Raw genomic sequence first — 22,950 nt, 5'->3', positions numbered from 1 at the left:
AAAAGCCTATATTTGGCGAGAATTCTCGGCAAAATCGCCTTTCACGGAGGGGCATCCCCTATGAGAACCCAGCACCAGAGCAAGCGTGAACTGGACAAGATCGACCGCAACATCCTGCGGATCCTGCAGAATGACGGGCGTATTTCCTTCACCGAACTGGGCGAAAAAGTTGGGCTGTCCACCACCCCTTGCACCGAACGCGTACGCCGCCTGGAGCGTGAGGGCATCATCATGGGCTACAACGCCCGGCTCAACCCGCAGCACCTGAAGGGCAGCCTGCTGGTGTTCGTGGAGATCAGCCTGGACTACAAGTCTGGCGACACCTTCGAGGAATTCCGCCGCGCGGTGCTCAAACTGCCGCACGTTTTGGAATGCCACCTGGTATCGGGTGATTTCGACTACCTGGTGAAGGCACGTATTTCGGAGATGGCGTCGTATCGCAAGCTGCTGGGCGACATCCTGCTCAAGCTGCCGCACGTGCGCGAATCGAAGAGCTACATCGTGATGGAAGAAGTGAAGGAAAGCCTCTGCCTGCCGATCCCGGACTGAGGCTAGACCAGCACTTGGCGGGTAGTGGCAATGAACCGGTGAACCAGTTGCTCGGCCTCGGGCTCGATCATCGGGTCCGGGCCGCGCCCGCGCGGGCAGGCCATGCGTGGGGTGGTGCCGAACAAGCGGCAGATCATCGGCCGCTCTTCGTACACCGTGCAGCCGTTGGGGCCCAGGTGCACGCAGTCCAGGCGCTGCATGGCCGCCTCCTGCTCGGCCTGCGACTTGCGCGGCAGGCGGGCCATTTCTTCGGCAGACGTGGTCACCGGGCCGCAGCAATCGTGGCAGCCGGGTTCGCATTCGAAAGAAGGGATGAGTTCACGCAGGAACTGGATCTTGTGGCGGTTGCAGGACATGGTGGATACAAGGCAAGAATTTGGGTTGGATTATAGGCCCATTCGCCGGCAAGCCGGCTCCCACAGGTAACCCACTGGTCTCAAGAGAAGTGGAGATTCTGTAGAAGCCGGCTTGCCGGCGATGAGGCCGGTTGCCCCACCTTGAAACCCCACTTATCCTGCCCTTTCTGTCTAGACACCCAGGACCTGCCCAATGATCCACAGCGCGCAGCACGCCGCCTCCTACTACGCCGCCAGCAGCGCGCCACACCCTGACCACCCCTTCCTGCAAGGCGAGCACAGCGCAGACGTGTGCATCATCGGCGGCGGCTATTCAGGCCTTAACACTGCCATCGAGCTGGCCGAACGCGGCCTGTCGGTGATCCTGCTGGAGGCACGCAAGCTTGGCTGGGGTGCCAGCGGGCGCAATGGTGGCCAGCTAATTCGCGGCGTCGGCCATGGCCTGGAGCAGTTCCTGCCGGTTATTGGTGAGGACGGTGTGCGCAGCATGAAGTTGATGGGGCTGGAAGCCGTGGAAATCGTCCGTGAACGGGTCGAGCGCCACGCCATCGCTTGCGACCTGACCTGGGGCTACTGCGATTTGGCCAACAAGCCCGGCGAGCTGCAAGGCTTCGCCGAAGAGGCTGAGGAACTGCACAGCTTGGGCTACCGTCACGAACTGCGGCTGGTGCAAAAGGACGATATTCACAGCGTGGTCGGCTCCAACCGTTACGTCGGTGGCCTGATCGATATGGGCTCGGGGCACCTGCACCCACTCAACCTGGCACTGGGTGAAGCGGCGGTGGCCAGCCGCCTGGGTGTGCAGTTGTTCGAGCAGTCAGAGGTCAGCCGGATCGAGTACGGCCCTGAAGTAAAGGTGCACACCGCCCAGGGCCGGGTGCGCGCCAAGACCTTGGTAATGTGCTGCAACGCCTACCACAACGACCTCAACCGCGAGCTGGGCGGTAAGGTGCTGCCTGCCGGCAGCTATATCATCGCCACCGAACCGCTTGGCCAGGCACGCGCGCGCCAGCTGTTGCCGCAGAACATGGCGGTGTGCGACCAGCGCGTGGCACTGGACTACTATCGCCTGTCCGCCGACCACCGCCTGCTGTTCGGTGGCGCCTGCCATTACTCCGGCCGCGACCCGCAGGACATTGCCGCCTACATGCGGCCAAAGATGCTCAAGGTCTTCCCCGAGCTGGCCGACGTGCGCATCGACTACCAGTGGGGTGGCATGATCGGCATCGGCGCCAACCGCCTGCCGCAGATCGGCCGCCTGGCCAGCCAGCCGAACGTCTACTACGCCCAGGCCTACTCCGGCCATGGGCTCAACGCCACTCACCTGGCTGCGCGCCTGCTGGGCGAGGCGATCAGCGGCCAGCAGAGCGGGCGCTTTGACCTGTTCGCCAAAGTGCCGCACATCACCTTCCCCGGCGGCAAGCATTTGCGCTCGCCGCTGCTGGCGTTGGGGATGCTCTGGCATAGGCTCAAAGAGCTGGCGTGAAGCCGAAGCGATTGAGGTGGGCGCCGCCTTGCCGGGGCGCTCCCACAAGGGGCCGTTTCAATCCTTCCAGAAGGGTTTCTGCCCTTCAACCCGGGCCTGCTCCCAGCTCAGCCCGATATCACGCAGCTGATTGTCATCCAGCTGCAACAGCGCCCTGCGGGTGCGCCAGCGATGCAGCATCAGCCCCCAGCGGCCCAGGTCGGCCGGTGCATTGCAGACCTTGGCCTTCTGCCCCGCTTCCAGCTCCTTGGCCATCAGTTGCAAGCGCACATCGCTCATGCCACCCATCGCTGCGTTCTCCCATTCAGTAGTTACCGTGGAGAAAGCATGCGCGCTGACGACCTAAGCAATACAGAACCAACACAGCCTTATTATTCCCATACAGAATTGGCGGCAAACCAGCTGAATGCTGTATTTTCGGCAAAACTGTACCGGTCTATGCTGTGAGTTATCGCTGGAGTATGCCGTGACGCTCTACCTGAACCTCGCCGAACTGCTCGGCGCCCGTATCGAGCAAGGTCTTTACCGCCCCGGCCAGCGCTTGCCGTCGGTGCGCGCCTTGAGCATGGAGCATGGCGTCAGCTTGAGTACCGTGCAGCAGGCCTACCGTATGCTGGAAGACAGCGGCATGGTGTCGCCAAGGCCCAAGTCGGGCTATTTCGTCAGCGACCATCGCCACCCCGCCGCCCTGCCCGCCGTCAGCCGCCCGGCCCAACGCCCGGTGGACATCTCCCAGTGGGAGCAGGTGCTTGAGCTGGTGCGCAGCACCCCGCGCAAGGACGTGATCCAGCTCGGCCGCGGCATGCCCGACATCGACAGCCCTAGCCTCAAGCCCTTGCTGCGCAGCCTCGCCCAGCTCAGCCGCCGGCAGGACATGCCGGGGCTGTACTACGACAATATCCACGGCAACCTCACCCTGCGCGAACAGATCGCTCGCCTGATGCTCGACTCCGGCTGCCGCATGGGGCCTGCCGACCTTGTGGTAACGACCGGTTGCCACGAGGCGCTGTCGTGCAGCATCCGAGCGGTGTGCGAGCCAGGTGACATTGTTGCGGTCGACTCGCCAAGCTTCCACGGTGCCATGCAGACCCTCAAGGGCCTGGGCATGAAAGCGTTGGAAATCCCCACCGACCCGATCACCGGCATCAGCCTGGAAGCGCTGGAGCTGGCCCTGGAGCAGTGGCCGATCAAGCTCATCCAGATCACCCCGAGCTGCAACAATCCGCTCGGCTACATAATGCCCGAAGCACGCAAGAAGGGCCTGCTAAGCCTGGCCCAGCGCTATGACGTGGCGATCCTGGAAGACGATGTGTATGGCGACCTGGCCTACACCTACCCGCGCCCGCGTACCCTCAAGTCGTTCGACGACGACGGCCGTGTGCTGCTGTGCAGCTCGTTCTCCAAGACCCTCGCCCCTGGCCTGCGCATCGGCTGGGTCGCCCCTGGGCGCTACCTGGAGCGGGTGCTGCACATGAAGTACATCAGCACTGGTAGCACCGCCACCCAGCCACAGCTGGCCATCGCCGATTTCATCGCCGCCGGGCATTACCAGCCGCACGTGCGGCGTATGCGCAGCCAGTACCAGCGCGGCCGCGACCTGATGAGCGATTGGGTAAGCCGCTACTTCCCAGCGGGCACCCGCGTCAGCCGGCCCCAGGGCGGCTTCATGCTATGGGTGGAATTACCTGAACATTTCGATACGCTGCGGCTGAACCGCGCTTTACTGGAACAGGGCGTACAGGTGGCCGTAGGCAGCATCTTTTCGGCCTCGGGCAAGTTCCGCCACTGCCTGCGGATGAACTTCGCCGCGCGGCCAACCCCGCAAATCGAGGATGCGGTGCGCAAAGTGGGTGAAACCGCCCTTCGTCTACTGGATGAAGACAACACTGGCGGGTAACTTTGCGCCGCCTTCCACGGTCCAACCTCTCAGGCCTTTGCTGTACAGGACAATTCACCTTTGAGACTCCAGCGAGCTCTGCCTCTGCTGCTGTTGCTGCTCGGCCTTGCAGGCTGCGCCAGCGTCGGCATGCCCCGTGAAACCAGCCAGGCGCTGCCGGCCAAGGATTCTGCCTTCGGCCGTTCGGTGCTGCGCCAGGCCGCCCCCTATGAAGGGCGCTCCGGCTTTCGCCTGCTGCCCAACAGCAACGAGGCCTTCCGCGCCCGTGCCGAGCTGATCCGCAACGCTCAGGCGAGCATCGACCTGCAGTACTACATCGTGCACGATGGCCTCAGCACCCGGGCCCTGGTTCACGAACTGCTGCGCGCCGCCGACCGGGGTGTGCGCGTGCGCATCCTGCTCGACGACACCACCAGTGATGGCCTGGACACCATCATGGGCACCCTCGACGCCCACCCGAATATCCAGATCCGCGTGTTCAACCCGCTGCACCTGGGGCGCAGCACCGGCGCCACCCGGGCGGTGGGCCGCCTTTTCAATCTGTCGCGCCAGCACCGGCGCATGCACAACAAGCTGTTCCTGGTGGACAGCAGCATGGCGATCGTCGGCGGGCGCAACCTGGGCGACGAGTATTTCGATGCCGAGCCCAACCTCAACTTCACCGACATCGACATGCTCGGCGTGGGCCCGGTCGCGGAACAGCTCGGGCACGGCTTCGACCAGTACTGGAACAGCGCCCTCAGCCGGCCTATTGGTGACTTCCTCTGGCAGCAGCCTGACGCTGACGACCTGCGCGCCAGCCGCCATCGTCTGGAGGTATCGCTGGCCGAGGCACGGGTAAAACGCAAGGCGCTGTATGACCGTTTGATGGCCTACCAGTCCCAACCGCGCCTGGATGTCTGGCGCAACGAGCTGATCTGGGCACACAGCTCGGCCCTCTGGGATGCGCCGAGCAAGGTGCTGGCCGATGACGAACCGGACCCGCACCTGTTGATGAGCCAGCAGTTGGCGCCGGACCTGGCCAGCGTGCACAAGGAGCTGATCCTGGTATCAGCCTACTTCGTGCCGGGGGAGCCAGGCCTGTTGTACCTGACTGGCCGTGCCGACGCCGGAGCGTCGGTGAGGCTGCTGACCAATTCGCTGGAAGCCACCGATGTGCCGGCGGTGCATGGTGGGTATGCGCCGTACCGCCGGGCGCTGCTAGAACATGGCGTGCAGCTGTTCGAGCTGCGCCGCCAGCCTGGCGACCCCAGCGCCGGCCGGCTGAGCTTCCGTGGCAGCTCCGATTCGAGCCTGCACAGCAAGGCGATCGTCTTCGACCGGCGCAAGACGTTCATCGGCTCGTTCAATTTCGACCCGCGCTCGGTGCTGTGGAACACCGAGGTGGGCGTACTGGTGGACAGCCCGGAACTGGCCGAATACACCCGCGAGCTGGCCTTGCAGGGTATGGCCCCAGCGCTGAGCTACCAGGTCAGGTTGGCGGATGACAAGCTGGTCTGGGTGACCGAGGACAACGGCCAGCTGCACACACTGACGGCAGAGCCCGGCGGGCTCTGGCGGCGTTTCAATGCGTGGATCAGCAAGGCTGTAGGTTTGGAGAAGATGCTGTAGCTACCGTGGGCGCGTTGCGCCCCACAGTACATCAGGCAGCGGCAGGTTCGAAGGCGTCGCGACGGCGGGTCAACACCACCAGCCCCGCCGCCCCGAAAGCCATCAGCAGCGGCAACGCATGGCCACTGAGCCACTGGCTCCCCGCACCGGCCAGCAACGGCCCCAATAGGCAGCCTATGCCCCACAACTGCGCCACATGGGCGTTGGCGCGCACTAGCGCATCATCCCGATAACGCTCGCCGATCAGTATCAGCGACAAGGTGAACAAGCCACCGGCACTGGCCCCGAACAGCACCCACAACGGCCAGATCACCGGCGTGTGCAGCAGCAGCGGAATCGCCAGGCTGGAACACAGCAAGGTGACTGCGCAACCGGTGAACAGCGTGCGCCGCGACATATGGTCGGCCAACGCACCAATGGGCAGCTGCAGCACCGCGTCACCGACCACCACCGTGCTGACCATGAACAGCGCAAGCTCGGTGCTGAACCCCTGCTGCAGGCAATACACCGGCAACAGGGTGAGGATCATGGCTTCGAAAGAAGCGAACAATGCAATCGCCCAGGCGATCACTGGCAGACGACGGCAGAAGGCGAACAGGTCGCTGAAGGTAACGCTGCACGCCTCGGTGCTAGGCGCACCGCCACGCCCCAACAGCATCATGGGCGCCAGCAGCAGCAGGCCGGTCGCGGCCCAGAAACCGAAGTCATCGTCGGACCCGAGAAAGCCCAGCACCAGCGGCCCGGCCAGTTGGCTCAAGGCATAGCTGCTGCCATACAGCGCTACCAGCCGACCACGCCATTGCTCGACCACCAACTGGTTGATCCAGCTTTCGCCGAGAATGAACACCACGGTCAGCGACATGCCGATCAATAAGCGCAGCGCCAGCCACACCGGGTAGCTCGGCAGCAACGCCAGCAGGCCAATCGACAACGCCCCGCCCCACAGGCACAGGCGCATGGCCGAAGGCACGCCGACCCAACCGGCCAGGCGGCTGGCCAGGCTGGCGCCAATCAGTACGCCGAGCGCCGGCATCGCAGCCATCACGCCGATGGCAAAGCTGCCGTAGCCCCAGGCCTCCAGGCGCAGGGACACCAGCGGCATGCTCACACCAAGCGCCAGCCCGACACTGAGCACCGATGCCAGTACGGCGAAGTAGGTACCCCAACGCATTGCAGCCTCCCAGGCAGAATTCGTGAACAGCAAAAACGACGAAGCCGGGGCAGCGTGAGCCGACCCGGCTATTGTTGGGGCTGCTGTGCAGCCCATCGCCGGCAAGCCGGGCTCCCACAGGTACATCGAAGCCCTTGAGGGCTGCAAAGAGCCTGTGGGAGCTGGCTTGCCGGCGATTGGGCCGCAACGCGGCCCCCTGGAATTACAGCTTGATCCAGGTCGCTTTCAGCTCGGTGTACTTCTCCAGCGCATGCAGCGACTTGTCACGGCCGTTGCCCGACTGCTTGAAGCCACCGAACGGCGCGGTCATGTCGCCGCCGTCATACTGGTTGACCCAGACGCTGCCAGCGCGCACGGCGCGGGCGGTCTTGTGGGCCTTGGAGATGTCCGAGGTCCAGATACCAGCGGCCAGGCCGTACGGGGTGTCGTTGGCGATGGCGATGGCTTCTTCGGCGGTGTCGAAGGTGATCACCGACAACACTGGGCCGAAGATCTCTTCCTGGGCAATCTTCATGGCATTGGTCACGCCGTCGAAGATGGTTGGCTCAACGTAGGTGCCGCCCGTCTCTTCGAGGATGCGCTTGCCACCGGCCAGCAGCTTGGCGCCGTCCTGATGCCCGGCGTCGATGTAAGACAGCACGGTGTTCATCTGCTGGGTGTCGACCAGCGCGCCGACGGTGGTCTGCGGGTCCAGTGGGTTGCCGGGTTTCCAGCCTTTGAGGGCCTCGACCACCAAAGGCAGGAATTTGTCCTTGATCGAACGCTCGACCAGCAGGCGCGAACCCGCAGTGCAGACTTCGCCTTGGTTGAAGGCGATGGCGCTGGCAGCGGCTTCGGCAGCGGCCTGCAGGTCCGGCGCGTCGGCGAAGACGATGTTCGGGCTCTTGCCGCCGGCTTCCAGCCAAATGCGTTTCATGTTCGATTCGCCGGCGTAGATCATCAGCTGCTTGGCGATCTTGGTCGAACCGGTGAACACCAGGGTGTCGACGTCCATGTGCAGGGCCAGGGCCTTGCCCACGGTGTGGCCGTAACCCGGCAACACGTTCAGCACACCGGCCGGGATGCCCGCTTCGATGGCCAGCTGGGCAATGCGGATGGCGGTCAGCGGGGATTTTTCGGAAGGCTTGAGCACCACCGAGTTACCGGTGGCCAAGGCCGGGCCGAGTTTCCAGCAGGCCATCAGCAGCGGGAAGTTCCACGGTACGATGGCACCGACCACACCCACTGGCTCGCGGGTAACCAGGCCCAGCTGGTCGTGCGGGGTTGGCGCGACTTCGTCGTAGACCTTGTCGATGGCTTCGGCATTCCAGTGCAGGGCTTGGGCCGCGCCAGGGATGTCGATGCTGGAGGAGTCGCCGATCGGCTTGCCCATGTCCAGGGTTTCGAGCAGCGCCAGCTCTTCAACGTTCTTGCGCAGCAGTTCGGCGAAGCGAATCAGCTTGGCCTTGCGCTTGGCCGGGGCCAGGCGCGACCAGACGCCGGAGTCGAAGGTGGCGCGGGCATTTTCCACGGCGCGGTTGGCGTCGGCCAGATCGCAGCTGGCGACCTTGGCCAGGAAGCGTCCGTCGACCGGGCTCAGGCAGTCGAACGTTTCACCGGATGCGGCGTCGGTGTATTCGCCGTTGATGAAGGCACGGCCTTCGATCTTCAGTTGCTGGGCACGTTGTTCCCAGTCCGCACGGGTCAGGGTGGTCATACGAAACTCCTCCTCTTGTTTAGGTGCAACGCCGCACTGAGGACTCACAGGCGTTGTCAGAATTCTGGCCGGGCGACAAGCGCACACTGGCAAGCGATACCCTAAACCAGGCCGTGTAAACTATCAATATATTTGACACGAAAGGCCTAAAAGCCTACTGATGTGCATTTTATTAAACAATAACAGGAGCCGCACCATGAGCATCGCCAGCATCATCGACTTCGCCCAGGTCCTCACCGAGGCCGAACGCTACCGCCCGGCGGCGGAAAAAATCCTCAAGGGCGAGCCGGATCAGGCGGTCTACAACCACTACTCCAGCCCTTGCGGCCAATTTGCTGCAGGCGTCTGGGAAGGCGAAGTGGGGCAATGGACCGTGAGCTACACCGAGCACGAGTATTGCGAGATCGTCCAAGGCGTTTCGGTGCTGCGCGACCAGGATGGCGGCGCCAAGACCCTGCGGGCCGGTGATCGGTTCGTCATCCCGGCGGGGTTCAAGGGCACTTGGGAGGTGCTGGAGCCGTGCCGCAAGATCTATGTGATGTTCGAGCAGAAATAATTATATAGCGCATGCTTTACGCAGCAGTGAAAGAGGATGGCCCTGCCCGCTTCGGGCCATTCTCTTTCATAGGAAGTCATCATGAACAACGAACAAGCCCTGCAAGCCCTGGCACACCTGATCGGCACCCCATACGAGCCCTCGGTAAAAGCCACCATTTCTGAGATCACTGGCCGCGCTCGGGTCGTGGGGCCAAACGAAATGACCACCAAGGAATACGACATCAATCGCATTCACATCAACGCCGACGCCAACAGCCTGATCCAGGGCTTCACTTTCGGCTGATCTGTTGCGCAAGCATAAAAAAACCCGCGTCCTTTCGGATGCGGGTTTTTTTCAGGTCGCCGATCAATTACTTGATCTTGGCTTCCTTGTACACCACGTGCTTGCGAACAACCGGATCATATTTCTTGATCTCGATTTTGTCCGGAGTGGTGCGCTTGTTCTTGTCGGTGGTGTAGAAGTGGCCGGTACCGGCACTCGAAACCAGACGGATCAATTCACGCATGATGTTCTCCCTTAAACCTTGACGCCAGCTTTACGGATGTCAACCAGAACGGCGTCGATGCCGCGCTTGTCGATGATACGCATGCCCTTGGCAGAAACGCGCAGACGCACGAAACGTTTCTCGGTTTCAACCCAGAAACGGTGGTGCTGCAGGTTCGGCAGGAAACGACGACGGGTTTTGTTGTTTGCGTGGGAAATGTTGTTCCCGGTTACTGGACCCTTACCAGTAACTTGACAGACTCTCGACATGACTCAGCCCTCTAAAACCACATGCCCAACCCGGCATGGGTTGGCCGCTTAATCTCTCAGTCTTTGGCGCCAGGCGCCGTGATTCTGGAGGTCTTATCGACCGGATCCGCTGATGCGACAGGCCGAGCCCCTAGAAAAGAGCGCTGCTTTATACCAGAAAGACTGCATTGCAACAACAGATGATGAGCATCTAGCTGAGACAAATGGTGCGCGAGCAGCATAGCGACTGGCTCGCCGCGCTGTCGACCACTCGTCGCCAACCGGCAGAAAAAGAGGGTGGTCATTTGCTGATCCGCGCACTAGGGTAGGACGTTTCCAGACTGCACTGGCAGATGGGCCACTGACAGCCAAGGAGTCACGATGCGTGCCGCCGCCTTTTCCTTATTGATTACCTCCCTGTTTGCCGCCGGCATCGCCCAGGCAGCCCCGCTGAGTGTCTGCAGCGAAGCCAGCCCCGAAGGTTTCGACGTGGTCCAGTACAACTCGCTGACCACCACCAATGCCTCGGCAGACGTGCTGATGAACCGCCTGGTGGAGTTCGACCCGGCCCAAGGCAAGGTCGTACCCAGCCTGGCGCAAAGCTGGACGGTTTCGGCTGACGGCCTGACCTACGACTTCAAGCTGCGCGATGGCGTCAAATTCCACACCACGCCGTACTTCAAGCCAACCCGTGAACTGAACGCCGACGACGTGCTGTTCAGCTTCCAGCGCATGCTCTACCCCGCCCACGCCTGGCACAAGACCGCGCCGGGTGGCTACCCGCACGCGCAGTCGTTGCAGCTGAGCAGCCTGATCAAGTCGATCGATGCGACGGAGCCGAACAGCGTACGCTTCACCCTGAGCCACGCCGACGCCACCTTCCTGGCCACCCTGAGCATGGGCTTCGCCTCGATCTACTCCGCCGAATACGCCGACAAGCTGCTCAAGGCCGGTACGCCGGAGAAACTCAACAGCCAGCCGATCGGCACCGGCCCGTTCGTCTTCCAGCGCTTCCAGAAGGATGCCGTGGTGCGCTATCGCGCCAACCCTGACTACTTCCACGGCAAACCTGCCGTCGACCCGCTGATCTTCGCGATCACCACCGATGCCAACGTGCGCCTGCAGAAGCTCAAGCGCGGCGAATGCCAGGTAGCCCTGTCGCCCAAGCCCTTGGACATCGCCGAAGCGGGCAAGGACAGTAACCTCAAGGTCGCGACCACGCCTGCCTTCATGACTGCCTTCGTCGCCATCAACAGCGAACACCCGCCGCTGGACAAGCCCGAAGTACGCCAGGCCATCAACCTGGCCTTCGACAAGCAGGCCTACCTCAAGGCCGTTTTTGAAGACACCGCCACCGCCGCCAATGGCCCCTACCCACCCAACACCTGGAGCTATGCCAAGGACCTGCCCGGCTACCCGCGGGACCTGAACAAAGCCAAGGCTCTGTTGACCAAGGCCGGCTTTGCCGATGGTTTCAGCACCACTATCTGGACCCGCCCATCGGGCAGCCTGCTCAACCCCAACCCGAGCCTGGGCGCGCAGATGCTGCAGGCAGACCTGGGCAAGATCGGCATCAAGGCCGAGATCCGCGTGATCGAATGGGGCGAGCTGATCCGCCGGGCCAAAGCGGGCGAGCATGACCTGCTGTTCATGGGCTGGGCCGGTGACAACGGCGACCCGGACAATTTCCTCAGCCCGCAGTTTTCCTGCGCAGCGGTCAAGTCGGGCACCAACTTCGCGCGGTTTTGCGACAACCGCCTCGATCAGCTGATCAGTGCCGGCCGTACTACCAACGACCAGAGCGTGCGCAGCCGGCTTTACCAGCAGGCGCAAACCTTGATTCAGCAGCAGGCTTTGTGGGTGCCGCTGGCGCACCCGACGGCAGCGACGCTGTTGCGTGACGGGGTCGAGGGGTATCAGGTGAGCCCGTTCGGGCGCCTGGATTTCAGCAAGGTTTCGGTAAACCGCTGACTCCGAGGGCGCCTGCACGGGCCCTTTCGCGGGGCAAGCCCGCTCCCACAAGAACTTCACTCCCCGCCGGGAAGGCGGAGGACCTGTGGGAGCGGGCTTGCCCCGCGAATGGACACCGTTAAGCAACGATCCACCCCTGCTCCACCATCGACAATGGCTCCCCATCACCGACAATGATGTGATCGAGTACCCGCACATCGATCAGCGCCAACGCGCGCTTCAACGATAGCGTCATGTGCACATCTTCCTGGCTCGGCTCGCTGTTCCCCGAAGGGTGGTTGTGACAAAGAATCAACGCAGCCGCATTGTGCAGCAACGCCCGGCGCACTACTTCGCGCGGGTAGATGCTGGCCCTGTCAATCGTCCCCCTGAACAGTATCTCGAACGCCAGTGGCCTATGCTTGGTATCCAGAAAAAGGCAACCGAACACTTCACTGGTCTCATGGCGCAGCATGGCCTTCAGGTAACGCCGCACCGCCACTGGGCTTTCCAGAACAGGCGTGCGCTCGATGCCTTCATCCAGATAACGCCGGCCAATCTCCAGCAGCGCCTGCAACTGGGCGTACTTCACCGGCCCCAGGCCAGGCTCGCGCAAAACGGCTTCGCGATCCGCTTCAAGGAATTGCCGCAGGCCTCCAAACCGCACCAGCAGCCCGCGCGCGAGGTCCAGCACGTTACGCCCGGCAACGCCCGAGCCCAGCAACACGGCCACCAGTTCGGCATCCGATAACACCACCGCCCCTCGCGACAGCAACTTCTCCCTCGGCCGCTCATCAACCGGCCACTCCCTGATATTCATCCCTGCTCCTTGGTCCTGCTGCGGCACGTTTGGGCCCTGTGTTAATCTATTTCGCCTCGTACATGCGACGTTCTGCCGCAGGCAGTCTTGTTCGTCGCCGCCCGCTCTCACTGGAAAAAGGCAAGCCTATGCAGCGGCTGTATCGCAAGCGCATCGTTCTCGGCGTAGGGGGCGGCATTGCCGCCTACAAGAGCGCCGAACTGATTCGCCGTCTCCTGGAGCACGGCGCCCAAGTGCGCGTCGTCATGACCCGCGGTGGTGCTGAATTCATCACCCCGCTGACCTTGCAGGCGCTGTCCGGCCACCCGGTACACATGGATCTGCTCGACCCCGCCGCCGAAGCGGCCATGGGTCACATCGAACTGGCCAAGTGGGCCGACCTGGTGCTTGTCGCCCCGGCTACCGCCGACCTCATGGCACGCATGGCCCAAGGCATGGCCGACGACCTGCTGACCACCCTGGTGCTGGCCACGGACGCCACCGTGGCCGTGGCCCCGGCCATGAACCAGGCGATGTGGCGCGACCCCGCTACCCAAGCCAACCTCGAAGTGCTCAAGGGCCGTGGCATCCAGGTGTTCGGCCCGGCGTCCGGCAGCCAGGCCTGCGGCGACGTGGGCCTGGGCCGCATGCTCGAAGCCACCGACCTGGCCTGGTGCGCCGCCGAAAGCTTCAAGCGCCGGGCGCTCACCGGCAAGCACGTGCTGATCACCGCCGGCCCGACCCAGGAAAACATCGACCCGGTGCGCTACATCACCAATCATAGCTCGGGGAAGATGGGCTTCGCTCTGGCCGAAGCGGCCGCCGAAGCCGGTGCTCGGGTGACCCTCGTCACTGGCCCGGTGCACCTGCATACGCCCGACCGGGTCAACCGGATCGACGTGGTCAGCGCGCGGGACATGCTCGCAGCCTGTGAGGCGGCCATGCCATGCGACCTGTTCATCGCCTCGGCAGCGGTTGCGGACTACCGCCCAGAGGTGGTTGCCACGCAAAAACTCAAGAAGGATCCTACGACCGGCGACGGCATGCTGCTGCAGATGGTGCGCAATCCCGATATCCTTGCCACCATCGCTGGCCGCAACGACCGCCCGTTCAGCGTCGGCTTTGCCGCCGAGACCGAACATTTGCTCGATTACGCCACGCGCAAGCTCAAGGACAAGAACCTCGACCTGATCGTCGCCAATGATGTGGCCAACCCCAGCATCGGCTTCAACAGCGAAGAGAACGCCTTGACCGTGATCGACCGCCAGCAGCACCAGACCCTCTTCGCGCAGACCAGCAAGGGCAAGATCGCCCGGCAACTGGTCGCCTTCATCGCCGAACGGCTCAATCAGGTTCAATAAGCTCCATGCACGCTCTTCAAGCCAAGATTCTCGACCCACGCCTGGGCAGCGAATTCCCGCTGCCGCAATACGCCACCCCCGGCTCTGCCGGCCTCGACCTGCGCGCCCTGCTGAAAGAAGACACCGTCCTCGAGCCGGGCCAGACCCTGCTGATCCCTACTGGCCTGTCGATCTACATCGGCGACCCGGGTTTGGCGGCCATGATCCTGCCCCGCTCGGGCCTGGGCCATAAGCACGGCATCGTGCTGGGCAACCTGGTCGGCCTGATCGACTCGGATTACCAGGGCGAGCTAATGGTGTCCTGCTGGAACCGCGGCAATACGCCATTCACCATCGCTGTCGGCGAACGCATCGCCCAGCTGGTGCTGGTGCCAGTGGTGCAAGCGCATTTCGACATCGTCGAGGCGTTTGACGAAAGCCAGCGCGGCAGCGGCGGGTTTGGCCACTCTGGCAGTCACTGACCGCCCGTCGAACGTTCAGGCCATGGATGGCGAACTCTCTGACGAAACCACCGTCCAAGCGTTCAGTTTGCGCCTGCCCAGACAGCCTTTGACTAATGGAGCTTCCAGAGATGAACGATATGGCCCACCTGGTCCCCGCATTGCCTGACAGTATTTTCCGCGCCTATGACATCCGCGGCGTGGTCGGCAAGACCCTCCACGCCGAAACCGCCTACTGGATCGGCCGCGCCATCGGCGCCCAGACCCTCGCCCAGGGCGAGCCACAGATCTCCGTTGGCCGCGACGGCCGCTTGTCCGGCCCGATGTTGGTCGAGCAACTGATCAAAGGCCTGGTCGACGCCGGTTGCCAGGTCAGCGACGTCGGCCTGGTGCCGACACCCGCGCTGTACTACGCAGCCAACGTGCTGGCCGGCAAGTCCGGTGTGATGCTTACCGGTAGCCACAACCCGTCTGACTACAACGGTTTCAAGATCGTCATCGCCGGCGATACCTTGGCCAACGAGCAGATCCAGGCCCTGCTGACCCGTCTGAAAACCAACGACCTGACCCGTGCTGAAGGCAGCGTGGAAAAGGTCGAGATCCTTCAGCGCTATTACCAGCAAATCGTCGCCGACGTGAAGCTGGCGAAGAAGCTCAAGGTGGTGGTGGACTGCGGCAACGGCGCTGCCGGTGTGATCGCACCACAGCTGATCGAAGCCTTGGGCTGCGAAGTCATCCCGCTGTTCTGCGAGGTGGATGGCAACTTCCCCAACCACCACCCGGACCCGGGCAAGCCCGAAAACCTTGAAGACTTGATCGCCAAGGTCAAGGAAACCAACGCCGACATCGGCCTGGCCTTCGATGGCGACGGCGACCGAGTGGGCGTGGTGACCAACACCGGCAGCATTGTCTACCCCGACCGCCTGCTCATGCTGTTTGCCCAGGACGTGCTGTCGCGCAACCCGGGTGCCGAGATCATCTTCGACGTCAAATGCACACGCCGCCTGACCCCGCTGATCGAACAGCACGGCGGCCGCGCGCTGATGTGGAAGACCGGCCACTCGTTGATCAAGAAGAAGATGAAACAGACTGGTTCGCTGCTGGCAGGCGAGATGAGTGGGCACATCTTCATCAAGGAACGCTGGTTCGGCTTCGACGACGGCATCTACAGCGCCGCCCGCCTGCTGGAGATCCTCAGCAAGGCCGGGCAAGACGCTGAAAGCCTGTTCGCGGCGTTCCCGAACGATATTTCCACGCCGGAAATCAATATTGATGTGACCGACGAGGGTAAATTCAGCATCATTGATGCACTGCAACGCGACGCCGACTGGGGCGACGCCAGCCTGACCACCATCGACGGTGTGCGGGTCGACTACGCCCAGGGCTGGGGCCTGGTACGCGCCTCCAACACCACTCCGGTGCTGGTACTGCGCTTCGAGGCCGAAAGCGACGCCGAATTGCAACGTATCAAGGATGTTTTCCGCGCCCAGTTGCTGCGGGTTGCCCCTGAGCTGCAACTGCCGTTCTGACCGACTATCTGTTCCTTACAGGAGCCCTGCATGACCCTCGATCGCGATGCCGCTTCCCATGTAGCCGAGGTTTTGTCCGAAGCACTGCCTTACATCCGCCGCTTTGTCGGCAAGACCCTGGTGATCAAGTACGGCGGCAACGCGATGGAGAGCGAAGAGCTCAAGACCGGCTTTGCCCGGGACATCGTGCTGATGAAGGCCGTGGGCATCAACCCGGTGGTCGTGCACGGCGGTGGCCCGCAGATCGGTGACCTGCTCAAGCGCCTGTCGATCGAAAGCCACTTCATCGATGGCATGCGCGTCACCGACGCGGCGACCATGGACGTGGTTGAAATGGTGCTGGGTGGCCAGGTCAACAAGGACATCGTCAACCTGATCAACCGCCACGGTGGCAGCGCCATCGGCCTGACCGGCAAGGACGCGGAGCTGATCCGCGCCAGGAAGCTCACCGTGAGCCGCCAGACGCCGGAGATGACCCAGCCGGAAATCATCGACATCGGCCACGTAGGCGAGGTGGTCAGCGTCAATACCGACCTGCTCAACATGCTGGTGAAGGGCGACTTCATCCCGGTGATCGCGCCCATCGGCGTGGGTGCCAACGGTGAGTCGTACAACATCAACGCCGACCTGGTCGCGGGCAAGGTGGCCGAAGCACTGAAAGCCGAGAAGCTGATGCTGCTGACCAACATCGCCGGCCTGATGGACAAGCAAGGCCAGGTGCTGACCGGCCTGACCACCGAGCAGGTCAACGAACTGATCGCCGACGGCACCATCTACGGCGGCATGCTGCCGAAGATCAAGTGCGCGCTGGATGCGGTGCAGGGCGGCGTCACGACCTCGCACATCATCGACGGCCGCGTGCCGAATGCGGTGCTGCTGGAGATCTTCACAGACAGCGGCGTGGGCACCCTGATCAGCAACCGCAAGCGTCACTGATTCGTCTGCACTGGCTTCATCGCCGGCAAGCCGGCCCCCACTGGTAACTCACTGAACGAGAAATCAGCGGAAATCTTTGTGGGAGCCGGCTTGCCGGCGACAGGGCCCGAAAGGGCAACAGATACAAAAAAGGCGACCCGCAAAGGTCGCCTTTTTCGTTACCGAGCCGGACTCAGATTCCGTACTGCGCCCGATAAGCCTCGACAGCAGGCAGATGCTGCTTGAGCTGCGGGTCATCAGCCAGAAACTCCAGCACCTGGGTCAGCGAAACGATGCTGACTACCGGGATACCGAAGTCACGTTCCACTTCCTGGATCGCCGACAGCTCGCCATTGCCGCGCTCTTCGCGGTTGAGGGCGATCAGCACGCCAGCGGCCTTGGCCTGCTGGGCGTTGATGATCTGCATGACCTCGCGGATGGCGGTACCGGCAGTGATCACGTCGTCGATGATCAACACTTCACCGGCCAGAGGCGCGCCTACCAGGCTGCCGCCTTCACCGTGATCCTTGGCTTCCTTGCGGTTGAAGCACCATGGCACGTCGAGCTGATGCTGATCGGCGAGGGCCACGGCGGTGGTCGCCGCCAGGGGGATGCCCTTGTAGGCCGGGCCGAACAACACGTCGAAGGGGATCTTGCTGTCGACGATGGCCGCCGCGTAGCAACGACCCAGCTCAGCCAGGGCGGAACCTGTGTTGAACAGGCCGGCATTGAAGAAATACGGGCTGGTACGCCCCGATTTCAGGGTGAATTCACCGAAGCGCAGAACGCCGCGATCGATGGCAAAACGGATAAAGTCGCGCTGATACGGCTGCATGGAAAGTCCCGGACACCACGGATTTAGCTAAATGGGTTGAGCTCGGGTATCATACACGCACGAGATTTTTGGGGCCATTTATGCGGATCATCAGTGTGAACGTAAATGGCATTCAGGCTGCGGCCGAGCGTGGATTGCTCAGCTGGTTGCAAGCCCAGAATGCCGACGTCATCTGCCTTCAGGATACCCGCGCCTCGGCCTTTGAACTCGACGACCCAGCTTTCCAGCTCGATGGCTATTTCCTTTATGCCTGCGACGCGGAGGTGCCCGCCCAAGGTGGCGTGGCGCTTTACTCGCGCATGCAGCCCAAGGCAGTCATCACCGGCCTGGGCTTCGAGACAGCCGACCGCTACGGGCGTTATCTGCAAGCAGATTTCGACAAAGTCAGTATTGCCAGCCTGCTGTTGCCTTCGGGCATGAACGGCGACGAAGACTTGAATCAGAAATTCAAGTTGATGGACGACTTCGCCAAGTACCTGGACAAGCAGCGCCGCAAGCGCCGCGAATACATCTACTGCGGCTCGTTCTATGTGGCACAGCAGAAGCTCGACATCAAAAACTGGCGTGACAGCCAGCAGTCGCCGGGCTTCCTGCCGCCGGAGCGTGCCTGGATGGATGCGATCACTGGCGACATGGGCTACGTGGATGCCCTGCGCGAAGTCAGCCGTGAAGGCGACCAGTACAGCTGGTGGCCAGACAACGAACAGGCCGAGATGCTCAACCTGGGCTACCGGTTCGACTACCAGATCCTCACCCCGGGCCTGCGCCGCTTCGTGCGCAATGCTCGCCTGCCGCGTCAGCCGCGCTTCTCGCAACACGCGCCGCTGATCGTCGACTACGACTGGACGTTGACCATCTAAAAAGCATTGGGGCCGCCTTGCGGCCCCAATTGCTATCAATCAGTCAGCGAGCGCGGCGTTCTGCAGCTCGAAGATATCGTTCATGCCCTTTTGCGCCAGCGCCAGCATGGCGTTGAAGTCTTCAGGCTGGAACGGCGCACCTTCGGCGGTGCCCTGCACTTCGATGAAACCACCGGCGCTGGTCATGACCACGTTCAGGTCGGTTTCAGCAGCGGAGTCTTCCGGGTAGTCCAGGTCGAGCACCGCTTCGCCCTGGTACATGCCAACCGATACCGCGGCGATCATGTGCTTGAGCGGGTTGCCAGCCTTCAGACCGCCACGCTTCTTGATCACTGCCAGGGCATCGACCAGCGCGACCATGGCGCCAGTAATCGACGCGGTGCGGGTACCGCCGTCGGCCTGGATCACGTCGCAATCGATGTACAGGGTGATGTCACCCAGCTTGCTCATGTCCAGCGCGGCACGCAGCGAGCGGCCGATCAGGCGCTGGATTTCCAGGGTACGGCCACCCTGCTTGCCACGGCTGGCTTCGCGCTGGTTACGCTCACCGGTGGAACGCGGCAGCATGCCGTATTCGGCAGTCAGCCAACCTTGGCCCTGACCTTTGAGGAAGCGCGGCACGCCGTTTTCAACGCTGACCGTGCAGATGACCTTGGTGTCACCGAACTCGACCAGTACCGACCCTTCGGCGTGCTTGGTGTAGTTGCGGGTGATGCGGATCGAGCGGAGCTGATCGGCGGCGCGACCACTTGGACGTTTCATCTGGGATACCTGTACTGGGACTTTGAATCTGCCCAGCATTATAAAGCCCGCTGCCCGGCGAGGACATGCTTATTGTCGCGTCGCGGACAGCCTGTCGCCTTTTCCCCCTACCAGATGGCGGCTCTGTAACATGGGCGGATTGGGCGCCGAGGCGCCACTGCGCTACAATCCTGCGCCTTGCAGCCGAAAGGCTGCCCCCCCCCCCGTTCACTTCATCTACGCGAGGTAGTCCCCATGGTGCACAGCATGACCGCTTTTGCTCGTGTCGAGCGCGCAGGCAGCCAAGGCACCCTGGTCTGGGAACTGCGCTCGGTCAACCACCGTTACCTTGAACCCCACCTGCGCCTGCACGACGCCCTGCGCGACCTCGAAGGCGCGGTGCGTGAAGGCCTGCGCCAAGGCCTGTCGCGCGGCAAGGTCGAGTGCACCTTGCGCCTGCACGAAGACAGCAACGGCAAACCGCTGAAAGTTGACCACGTGCGCGCTGCACAACTGGTCGCCGCCGCCGAAGAGGTGGCCGGCCTGATAAAGCAGCCGGCGCCGCTCAACCCGCTGGAAGTGCTGTCCTGGCCGGGTGTGCTGGTGGCCGACGCCAGCGACCCGCAGGCACTCAATGCCGAAGCCTTGGCGTTGTTCGACGAAGCCCTGGCAGAACTCAAGGCCGGGCGCCTGCGCGAAGGCCAGGAACTGGCCAGGCTGATCAACGAGCGCCTGGACCAAATGGCCACCGAGGTCACTACCTTGCGCGCCCTGGTCCCTCAGATGCTGGCAGCCCAACGGCAGAAGATCATCGACCGCTTCGGCGACCTCAAGGCCGAGCTCGACCCACAGCGCCTGGAGCAGGAGATGGTGCTGCTGGCGCAAAAGAGCGACGTCGCCGAGGAACTCGACCGCCTCAGCACCCACGTCAACGAAGTACGCCGGGTGCTCAAGTCCGGCGGTGCTGCCGGGCGGCGCCTGGACTTCCTGATGCAGGAACTCAACCGAGAGGCCAACACCCTGGGCTCCAAGGCCTTTGACCCGCGTAGCACGCAAGCGGCGGTCAACCTGAAGGTGCTGATCGAACAGATGCGTGAACAAGTACAGAACATCGAGTAGGGCCACCCCAACCATGAATCACAGCAGCGGCACACTTTACATCGTCTCGGCCCCGTCTGGCGCCGGCAAGACCAGCCTGGTAACGGCCTTGACCAAGGACGACCAGCAGATCCGCGTCTCGGTCTCGCACACCACCCGCGCCATGCGCCCGGGCGAGCAGCACGGGGTGAACTACCACTTCGTCGTTCACGAAGAATTCAAGGCATTGATCGACCAGGGCGACTTCCTGGAGCACGCCGAAGTATTCGGCAACTTCTACGGTACCTCGCGCAGCGCGCTGCAGCAGACCCTCGACCAAGGCTTCGACCTGATCCTAGAAATCGACTGGCAAGGCGCCCAGCAGGTACGCAAGCTGATGCCTGAGGCCCTGTCGGTATTCATTCTGCCGCCAAGCCAGGAAGCCCTGCGCCATCGCCTGAACGGCCGCGGCCAGGACAGCGAAGCGATCATCGACGGGCGCATGAAGGAAGCGGTCAGCGAGATGGTGCACTACGACGAGTACGACTACGTCATCATCAACGATGAGTTCGGCGCGGCGCTGGAGGAGTTGAAGGCGGTATTCGTTGCCAACCGGCTGTTGCTGAAGAAACAGCAGCAGCGTCACGGGGCGCTGCTGAAAGAACTGCTTTCCTGATAGAGCGAACGGGGCTGCTCTGCAGCCCAATCGCCGGCAAGCCGGCTCCCACAGAACATGCAACACTGCCATAACTATGGGGCTCTCACAGAATATGCAACGCTGCCATAGCTGTGGGAGCCGGCTTGCCGGCGATTGGGCCGCAAAGCGGCCCCTTTTGTTTATTCCTGCAGCTGCAGGGTCGCCTGCTGTCGCAGGGTAGCCCCCAGGAAGTAAGCCGGCGCGCGCATCCGCGAGAGCATCATCAGCACGATACCCAGTGCAGAGATGATCGCCGCAATCACGAACACCAACCCAAGCCCAGCCACATGCGAGCCGCTGCCGAATTCCGGCGAGGCGCTGTCGATGGCGGTGCGCACGAAGATTACCGACAGGATCACCCCACCCACCAGCGGGCACAGGCCGCGCATTAAGAAGTGGCGCAGGCTGGTGAACAGGCTGTGGCGGAAGTACCAGACGCAGGCGAAAGCCGTCAGCGAATAGTAGAAGCAGATCATCATGCCCAGCGCGGTGATGGTGTCAGCCAGCACGTTTTCGCTCAGGGTACGCATGGTCACGTAGAACAGGCCTGCGGCAATGCCGGCGCAGATGGTCGCGTAGCGCGGCGTCTGCGAGCGCGGGCACACCTTGGCGAAGCGTTCTGGCACCGCCCCGTAGTAACCCATCGCAAGCAAGGTACGCGCCGGCGAGACGAAGGTCGACTGCAGCGAAGCTGCGGTGCTGGCCAGCACGGCGATGGACATCAGAATCGCCAGCGGCCCCATCACCGGACCTGCCAGGTGAGCGAAGACGTTCTCCTGGATGCGCGGGTTGTTCAGGCCCAGGCCGTGCTCGCTGATACCGGCAAATTGCAGGGTAGCGATGGCGGTCAGCAGGTACAGGCCGAGAATCAGCAGTACCGTCCAGGTCGCCGCCTTGCCCGGCACCTCGTCGCTGCCTATCGATTCTTCGCTGACGGTCAGGCACACGTCCCAGCCCCAGAAGATGAAGATCGACAGCGACAGGCCCGCGGCAAAGGCTGAGAACGACTCGACCCCGAATGGGTTGAACCAGGCGAAGTCGAATTCCAGCGGCGGCGGCGCGGTAGTCTCGCCGAAGGCGGCGAAGGCAAAGCCGATCAGTACCAGCAGCTGCAACGCCACCAGGCCATATTGCACGGTCATGGTAGTGGCCATGCCGCGGCAACAGATCCACACCGCCATGGCGATGAACACGCAACAGGTCGTGATGTTGATCAGCAGGTTGTCCGCCAGGGCCGCCAGCTCAGGGTTGCCGGTGATCTGGCCAAGGAACAAGTAGAAGAAGTCGACGGCAACGCCCGCCAGATTGGACAACACGATGGTGGTGGCGACGACCAGCCCCCAACCACCGATCCAGCCGATCATTGGGCCGAAGGCGCGGGCCGACCAGGTAAAGGAGGTACCGCTGTCAGGCTCCGCTGCGTTCAGCTCGCGGTAGCCCAGGGCAACCAGCAGCATGGGCAGGAAACCAACGATGAAAACGGCCGGAAGGTGAGCACCGACCTCCCGCACGGTGGGGCCAAGGGCGCCAGTCAGGGTGTAGACCGGAGCGATCGTGGAAATGCCCAACACCACGCTGGCCAGCAGGCCGAGTCGGCCTTTGGCCAAGCCTTTGCTGCGCTGAGTGCTGCCCGAGTCGGCCACATCGGGTGGGCGGCCGGCTTCTGAATAATTGCTCATGAGTATTTGC

Annotated in this window: 23 protein-coding genes and 1 pseudogene; 14 read left to right on the top strand and 10 right to left on the bottom strand. The window is 62.8% G+C overall.

The features are described from left to right. The first annotated feature begins 60 nt into the window (after positions 1-60). The gene (dadR, locus tag ACFY68_RS03665) at positions 61-549 is read left to right on the top strand and encodes a transcriptional regulator DadR (RefSeq protein WP_003258963.1); all 489 of its coding nucleotides are present in this window, start codon (positions 61-63) and stop codon (positions 547-549) included. 2 nt (positions 550-551) lie between these two features. Here dadR and ACFY68_RS03660 read toward each other — a convergent pair whose 3' ends face one another. Continuing rightward, positions 552-905, bottom strand: coding sequence for a YkgJ family cysteine cluster protein (locus tag ACFY68_RS03660; RefSeq protein ID WP_346612636.1), 354 nt, complete (start codon positions 903-905; stop codon positions 552-554). 193 nt (positions 906-1,098) lie between these two features. On the opposite strand from ACFY68_RS03660, the gene ACFY68_RS03655 reads away from it, so the two are divergent. Further along, positions 1,099-2,391, top strand: coding sequence for an NAD(P)/FAD-dependent oxidoreductase (locus ACFY68_RS03655; protein WP_387523345.1), 1,293 nt, complete (start codon positions 1,099-1,101; stop codon positions 2,389-2,391). Between the two features lie 57 nt (positions 2,392-2,448). On the opposite strand, the gene ACFY68_RS03650 is transcribed toward ACFY68_RS03655, so the two are convergent. Beyond that, positions 2,449-2,679: a DUF1127 domain-containing protein gene (locus ACFY68_RS03650; RefSeq protein WP_387523342.1), complete on the bottom strand. Its 231-nt coding sequence runs from the start codon at positions 2,677-2,679 to the stop codon at positions 2,449-2,451. A gap of 178 nt (positions 2,680-2,857) precedes the next feature. Between ACFY68_RS03650 and ACFY68_RS03645 the strand changes: the two genes are divergently transcribed. Both ACFY68_RS03645 and ACFY68_RS03640 read left to right on the top strand, forming a co-directional pair. After that, on the top strand, positions 2,858-4,288 hold the full coding sequence (locus ACFY68_RS03645) for a PLP-dependent aminotransferase family protein (RefSeq protein WP_387523339.1): 1,431 nt from the start codon (positions 2,858-2,860) through the stop codon (positions 4,286-4,288). A gap of 60 nt (positions 4,289-4,348) precedes the next feature. Continuing rightward, positions 4,349-5,899 carry a phospholipase D family protein gene (locus ACFY68_RS03640; RefSeq protein WP_387523336.1) on the top strand — a complete coding sequence of 517 codons (1,551 nt, stop codon included), beginning with the start codon at positions 4,349-4,351 and terminating at the stop codon, positions 5,897-5,899. Positions 5,900-5,930: 31 nt separating this feature from the next. Here the strand turns inward: ACFY68_RS03640 and ACFY68_RS03635 are convergent, their stop codons facing one another. Beyond that, positions 5,931-7,070: an MFS transporter gene (locus ACFY68_RS03635; protein WP_387523333.1), complete on the bottom strand. Its 1,140-nt coding sequence runs from the start codon at positions 7,068-7,070 to the stop codon at positions 5,931-5,933. Positions 7,071-7,272: 202 nt separating this feature from the next. Next, positions 7,273-8,766, bottom strand: a complete 1,494-nt coding sequence (locus tag ACFY68_RS03630; RefSeq protein ID WP_346612642.1) for an aldehyde dehydrogenase — start codon at positions 8,764-8,766, stop codon at positions 7,273-7,275. 196 nt (positions 8,767-8,962) lie between these two features. Between ACFY68_RS03630 and ACFY68_RS03625 the strand changes: the two genes are divergently transcribed. Further along, complete coding sequence (locus ACFY68_RS03625; protein WP_346612643.1) at positions 8,963-9,322, top strand: cupin domain-containing protein; 360 nt, start codon at positions 8,963-8,965, stop codon at positions 9,320-9,322. Positions 9,323-9,403: 81 nt separating this feature from the next. Continuing rightward, positions 9,404-9,607 (top strand): I78 family peptidase inhibitor, encoded by a 204-nt coding sequence (locus ACFY68_RS03620; RefSeq protein ID WP_387523329.1) that lies wholly within the window; start codon positions 9,404-9,406, stop codon positions 9,605-9,607. A gap of 67 nt (positions 9,608-9,674) precedes the next feature. Here the strand turns inward: ACFY68_RS03620 and rpmG are convergent, their stop codons facing one another. Both rpmG and rpmB read right to left on the bottom strand, forming a co-directional pair. Next, positions 9,675-9,830, bottom strand: a complete 156-nt coding sequence (gene rpmG / locus ACFY68_RS03615; protein WP_003253507.1) for a 50S ribosomal protein L33 — start codon at positions 9,828-9,830, stop codon at positions 9,675-9,677. Positions 9,831-9,841: 11 nt separating this feature from the next. Continuing rightward, a complete protein-coding gene (rpmB, locus tag ACFY68_RS03610; protein ID WP_387523325.1) occupies positions 9,842-10,078 on the bottom strand; it encodes a 50S ribosomal protein L28 in 237 nt (78 codons plus the stop codon). A 360-nt stretch (positions 10,079-10,438) separates the two neighbouring features. On the opposite strand from rpmB, the gene ACFY68_RS03605 reads away from it, so the two are divergent. Beyond that, entirely contained in the window at positions 10,439-12,028 is a 1,590-nt protein-coding gene (locus tag ACFY68_RS03605) for an ABC transporter substrate-binding protein (protein WP_387523322.1), read from the top strand. A gap of 118 nt (positions 12,029-12,146) precedes the next feature. On the opposite strand, the gene radC is transcribed toward ACFY68_RS03605, so the two are convergent. Beyond that, positions 12,147-12,827, bottom strand: a complete 681-nt coding sequence (gene radC / locus ACFY68_RS03600) for a DNA repair protein RadC (RefSeq protein WP_387523319.1) — start codon at positions 12,825-12,827, stop codon at positions 12,147-12,149. Positions 12,828-12,955: 128 nt separating this feature from the next. On the opposite strand from radC, the gene coaBC reads away from it, so the two are divergent. From coaBC to argB, 4 genes and pseudogenes are all read left to right on the top strand, one after another. Continuing rightward, positions 12,956-14,167, top strand: coding sequence for a bifunctional phosphopantothenoylcysteine decarboxylase/phosphopantothenate--cysteine ligase CoaBC (coaBC, locus tag ACFY68_RS03595; protein WP_387523316.1), 1,212 nt, complete (start codon positions 12,956-12,958; stop codon positions 14,165-14,167). A 5-nt stretch (positions 14,168-14,172) separates the two neighbouring features. Further along, on the top strand, positions 14,173-14,628 hold the full coding sequence (gene dut / locus ACFY68_RS03590) for a dUTP diphosphatase (RefSeq protein ID WP_346612648.1): 456 nt from the start codon (positions 14,173-14,175) through the stop codon (positions 14,626-14,628). Between the two features lie 134 nt (positions 14,629-14,762). After that, positions 14,763-16,136 (top strand): annotated as a pseudogene (locus ACFY68_RS03585) (phosphomannomutase/phosphoglucomutase); the annotation flags it as partial. Between the two features lie 30 nt (positions 16,137-16,166). Further along, positions 16,167-17,072, top strand: a complete 906-nt coding sequence (gene argB / locus ACFY68_RS03580) for an acetylglutamate kinase (RefSeq protein WP_346612649.1) — start codon at positions 16,167-16,169, stop codon at positions 17,070-17,072. Between the two features lie 172 nt (positions 17,073-17,244). Here argB and pyrE read toward each other — a convergent pair whose 3' ends face one another. Continuing rightward, positions 17,245-17,886 carry an orotate phosphoribosyltransferase gene (pyrE, locus tag ACFY68_RS03575; protein WP_014861506.1) on the bottom strand — a complete coding sequence of 214 codons (642 nt, stop codon included), beginning with the start codon at positions 17,884-17,886 and terminating at the stop codon, positions 17,245-17,247. Positions 17,887-17,966: 80 nt separating this feature from the next. On the opposite strand from pyrE, the gene ACFY68_RS03570 reads away from it, so the two are divergent. After that, entirely contained in the window at positions 17,967-18,746 is a 780-nt protein-coding gene (locus tag ACFY68_RS03570; RefSeq protein ID WP_008091582.1) for an exodeoxyribonuclease III, read from the top strand. A gap of 39 nt (positions 18,747-18,785) precedes the next feature. Here ACFY68_RS03570 and rph read toward each other — a convergent pair whose 3' ends face one another. Beyond that, on the bottom strand, positions 18,786-19,508 hold the full coding sequence (gene rph, locus ACFY68_RS03565) for a ribonuclease PH (protein WP_346612650.1): 723 nt from the start codon (positions 19,506-19,508) through the stop codon (positions 18,786-18,788). A 234-nt stretch (positions 19,509-19,742) separates the two neighbouring features. On the opposite strand from rph, the gene ACFY68_RS03560 reads away from it, so the two are divergent. Continuing rightward, positions 19,743-20,606, top strand: coding sequence for a YicC/YloC family endoribonuclease (locus ACFY68_RS03560; RefSeq protein ID WP_346612651.1), 864 nt, complete (start codon positions 19,743-19,745; stop codon positions 20,604-20,606). A 13-nt stretch (positions 20,607-20,619) separates the two neighbouring features. After that, positions 20,620-21,240 (top strand): guanylate kinase, encoded by a 621-nt coding sequence (gene gmk, locus ACFY68_RS03555; protein ID WP_387523309.1) that lies wholly within the window; start codon positions 20,620-20,622, stop codon positions 21,238-21,240. Positions 21,241-21,401: 161 nt separating this feature from the next. On the opposite strand, the gene ACFY68_RS03550 is transcribed toward gmk, so the two are convergent. Beyond that, positions 21,402-22,940, bottom strand: a complete 1,539-nt coding sequence (locus ACFY68_RS03550) for an APC family permease (protein ID WP_387523307.1) — start codon at positions 22,938-22,940, stop codon at positions 21,402-21,404. Between the last annotated feature and the right edge of the window lie 10 nt (positions 22,941-22,950).

Origin of the sequence: Pseudomonas sp. NPDC012596 (assembly GCF_042902325.1) — a bacterium.
Taxonomy (GTDB): domain Bacteria; phylum Pseudomonadota; class Gammaproteobacteria; order Pseudomonadales; family Pseudomonadaceae; genus Aquipseudomonas.
The sequence above is the reverse complement of the archived record's forward strand: the minus strand, read 5'-3'. Positions and strand labels throughout refer to the sequence as shown.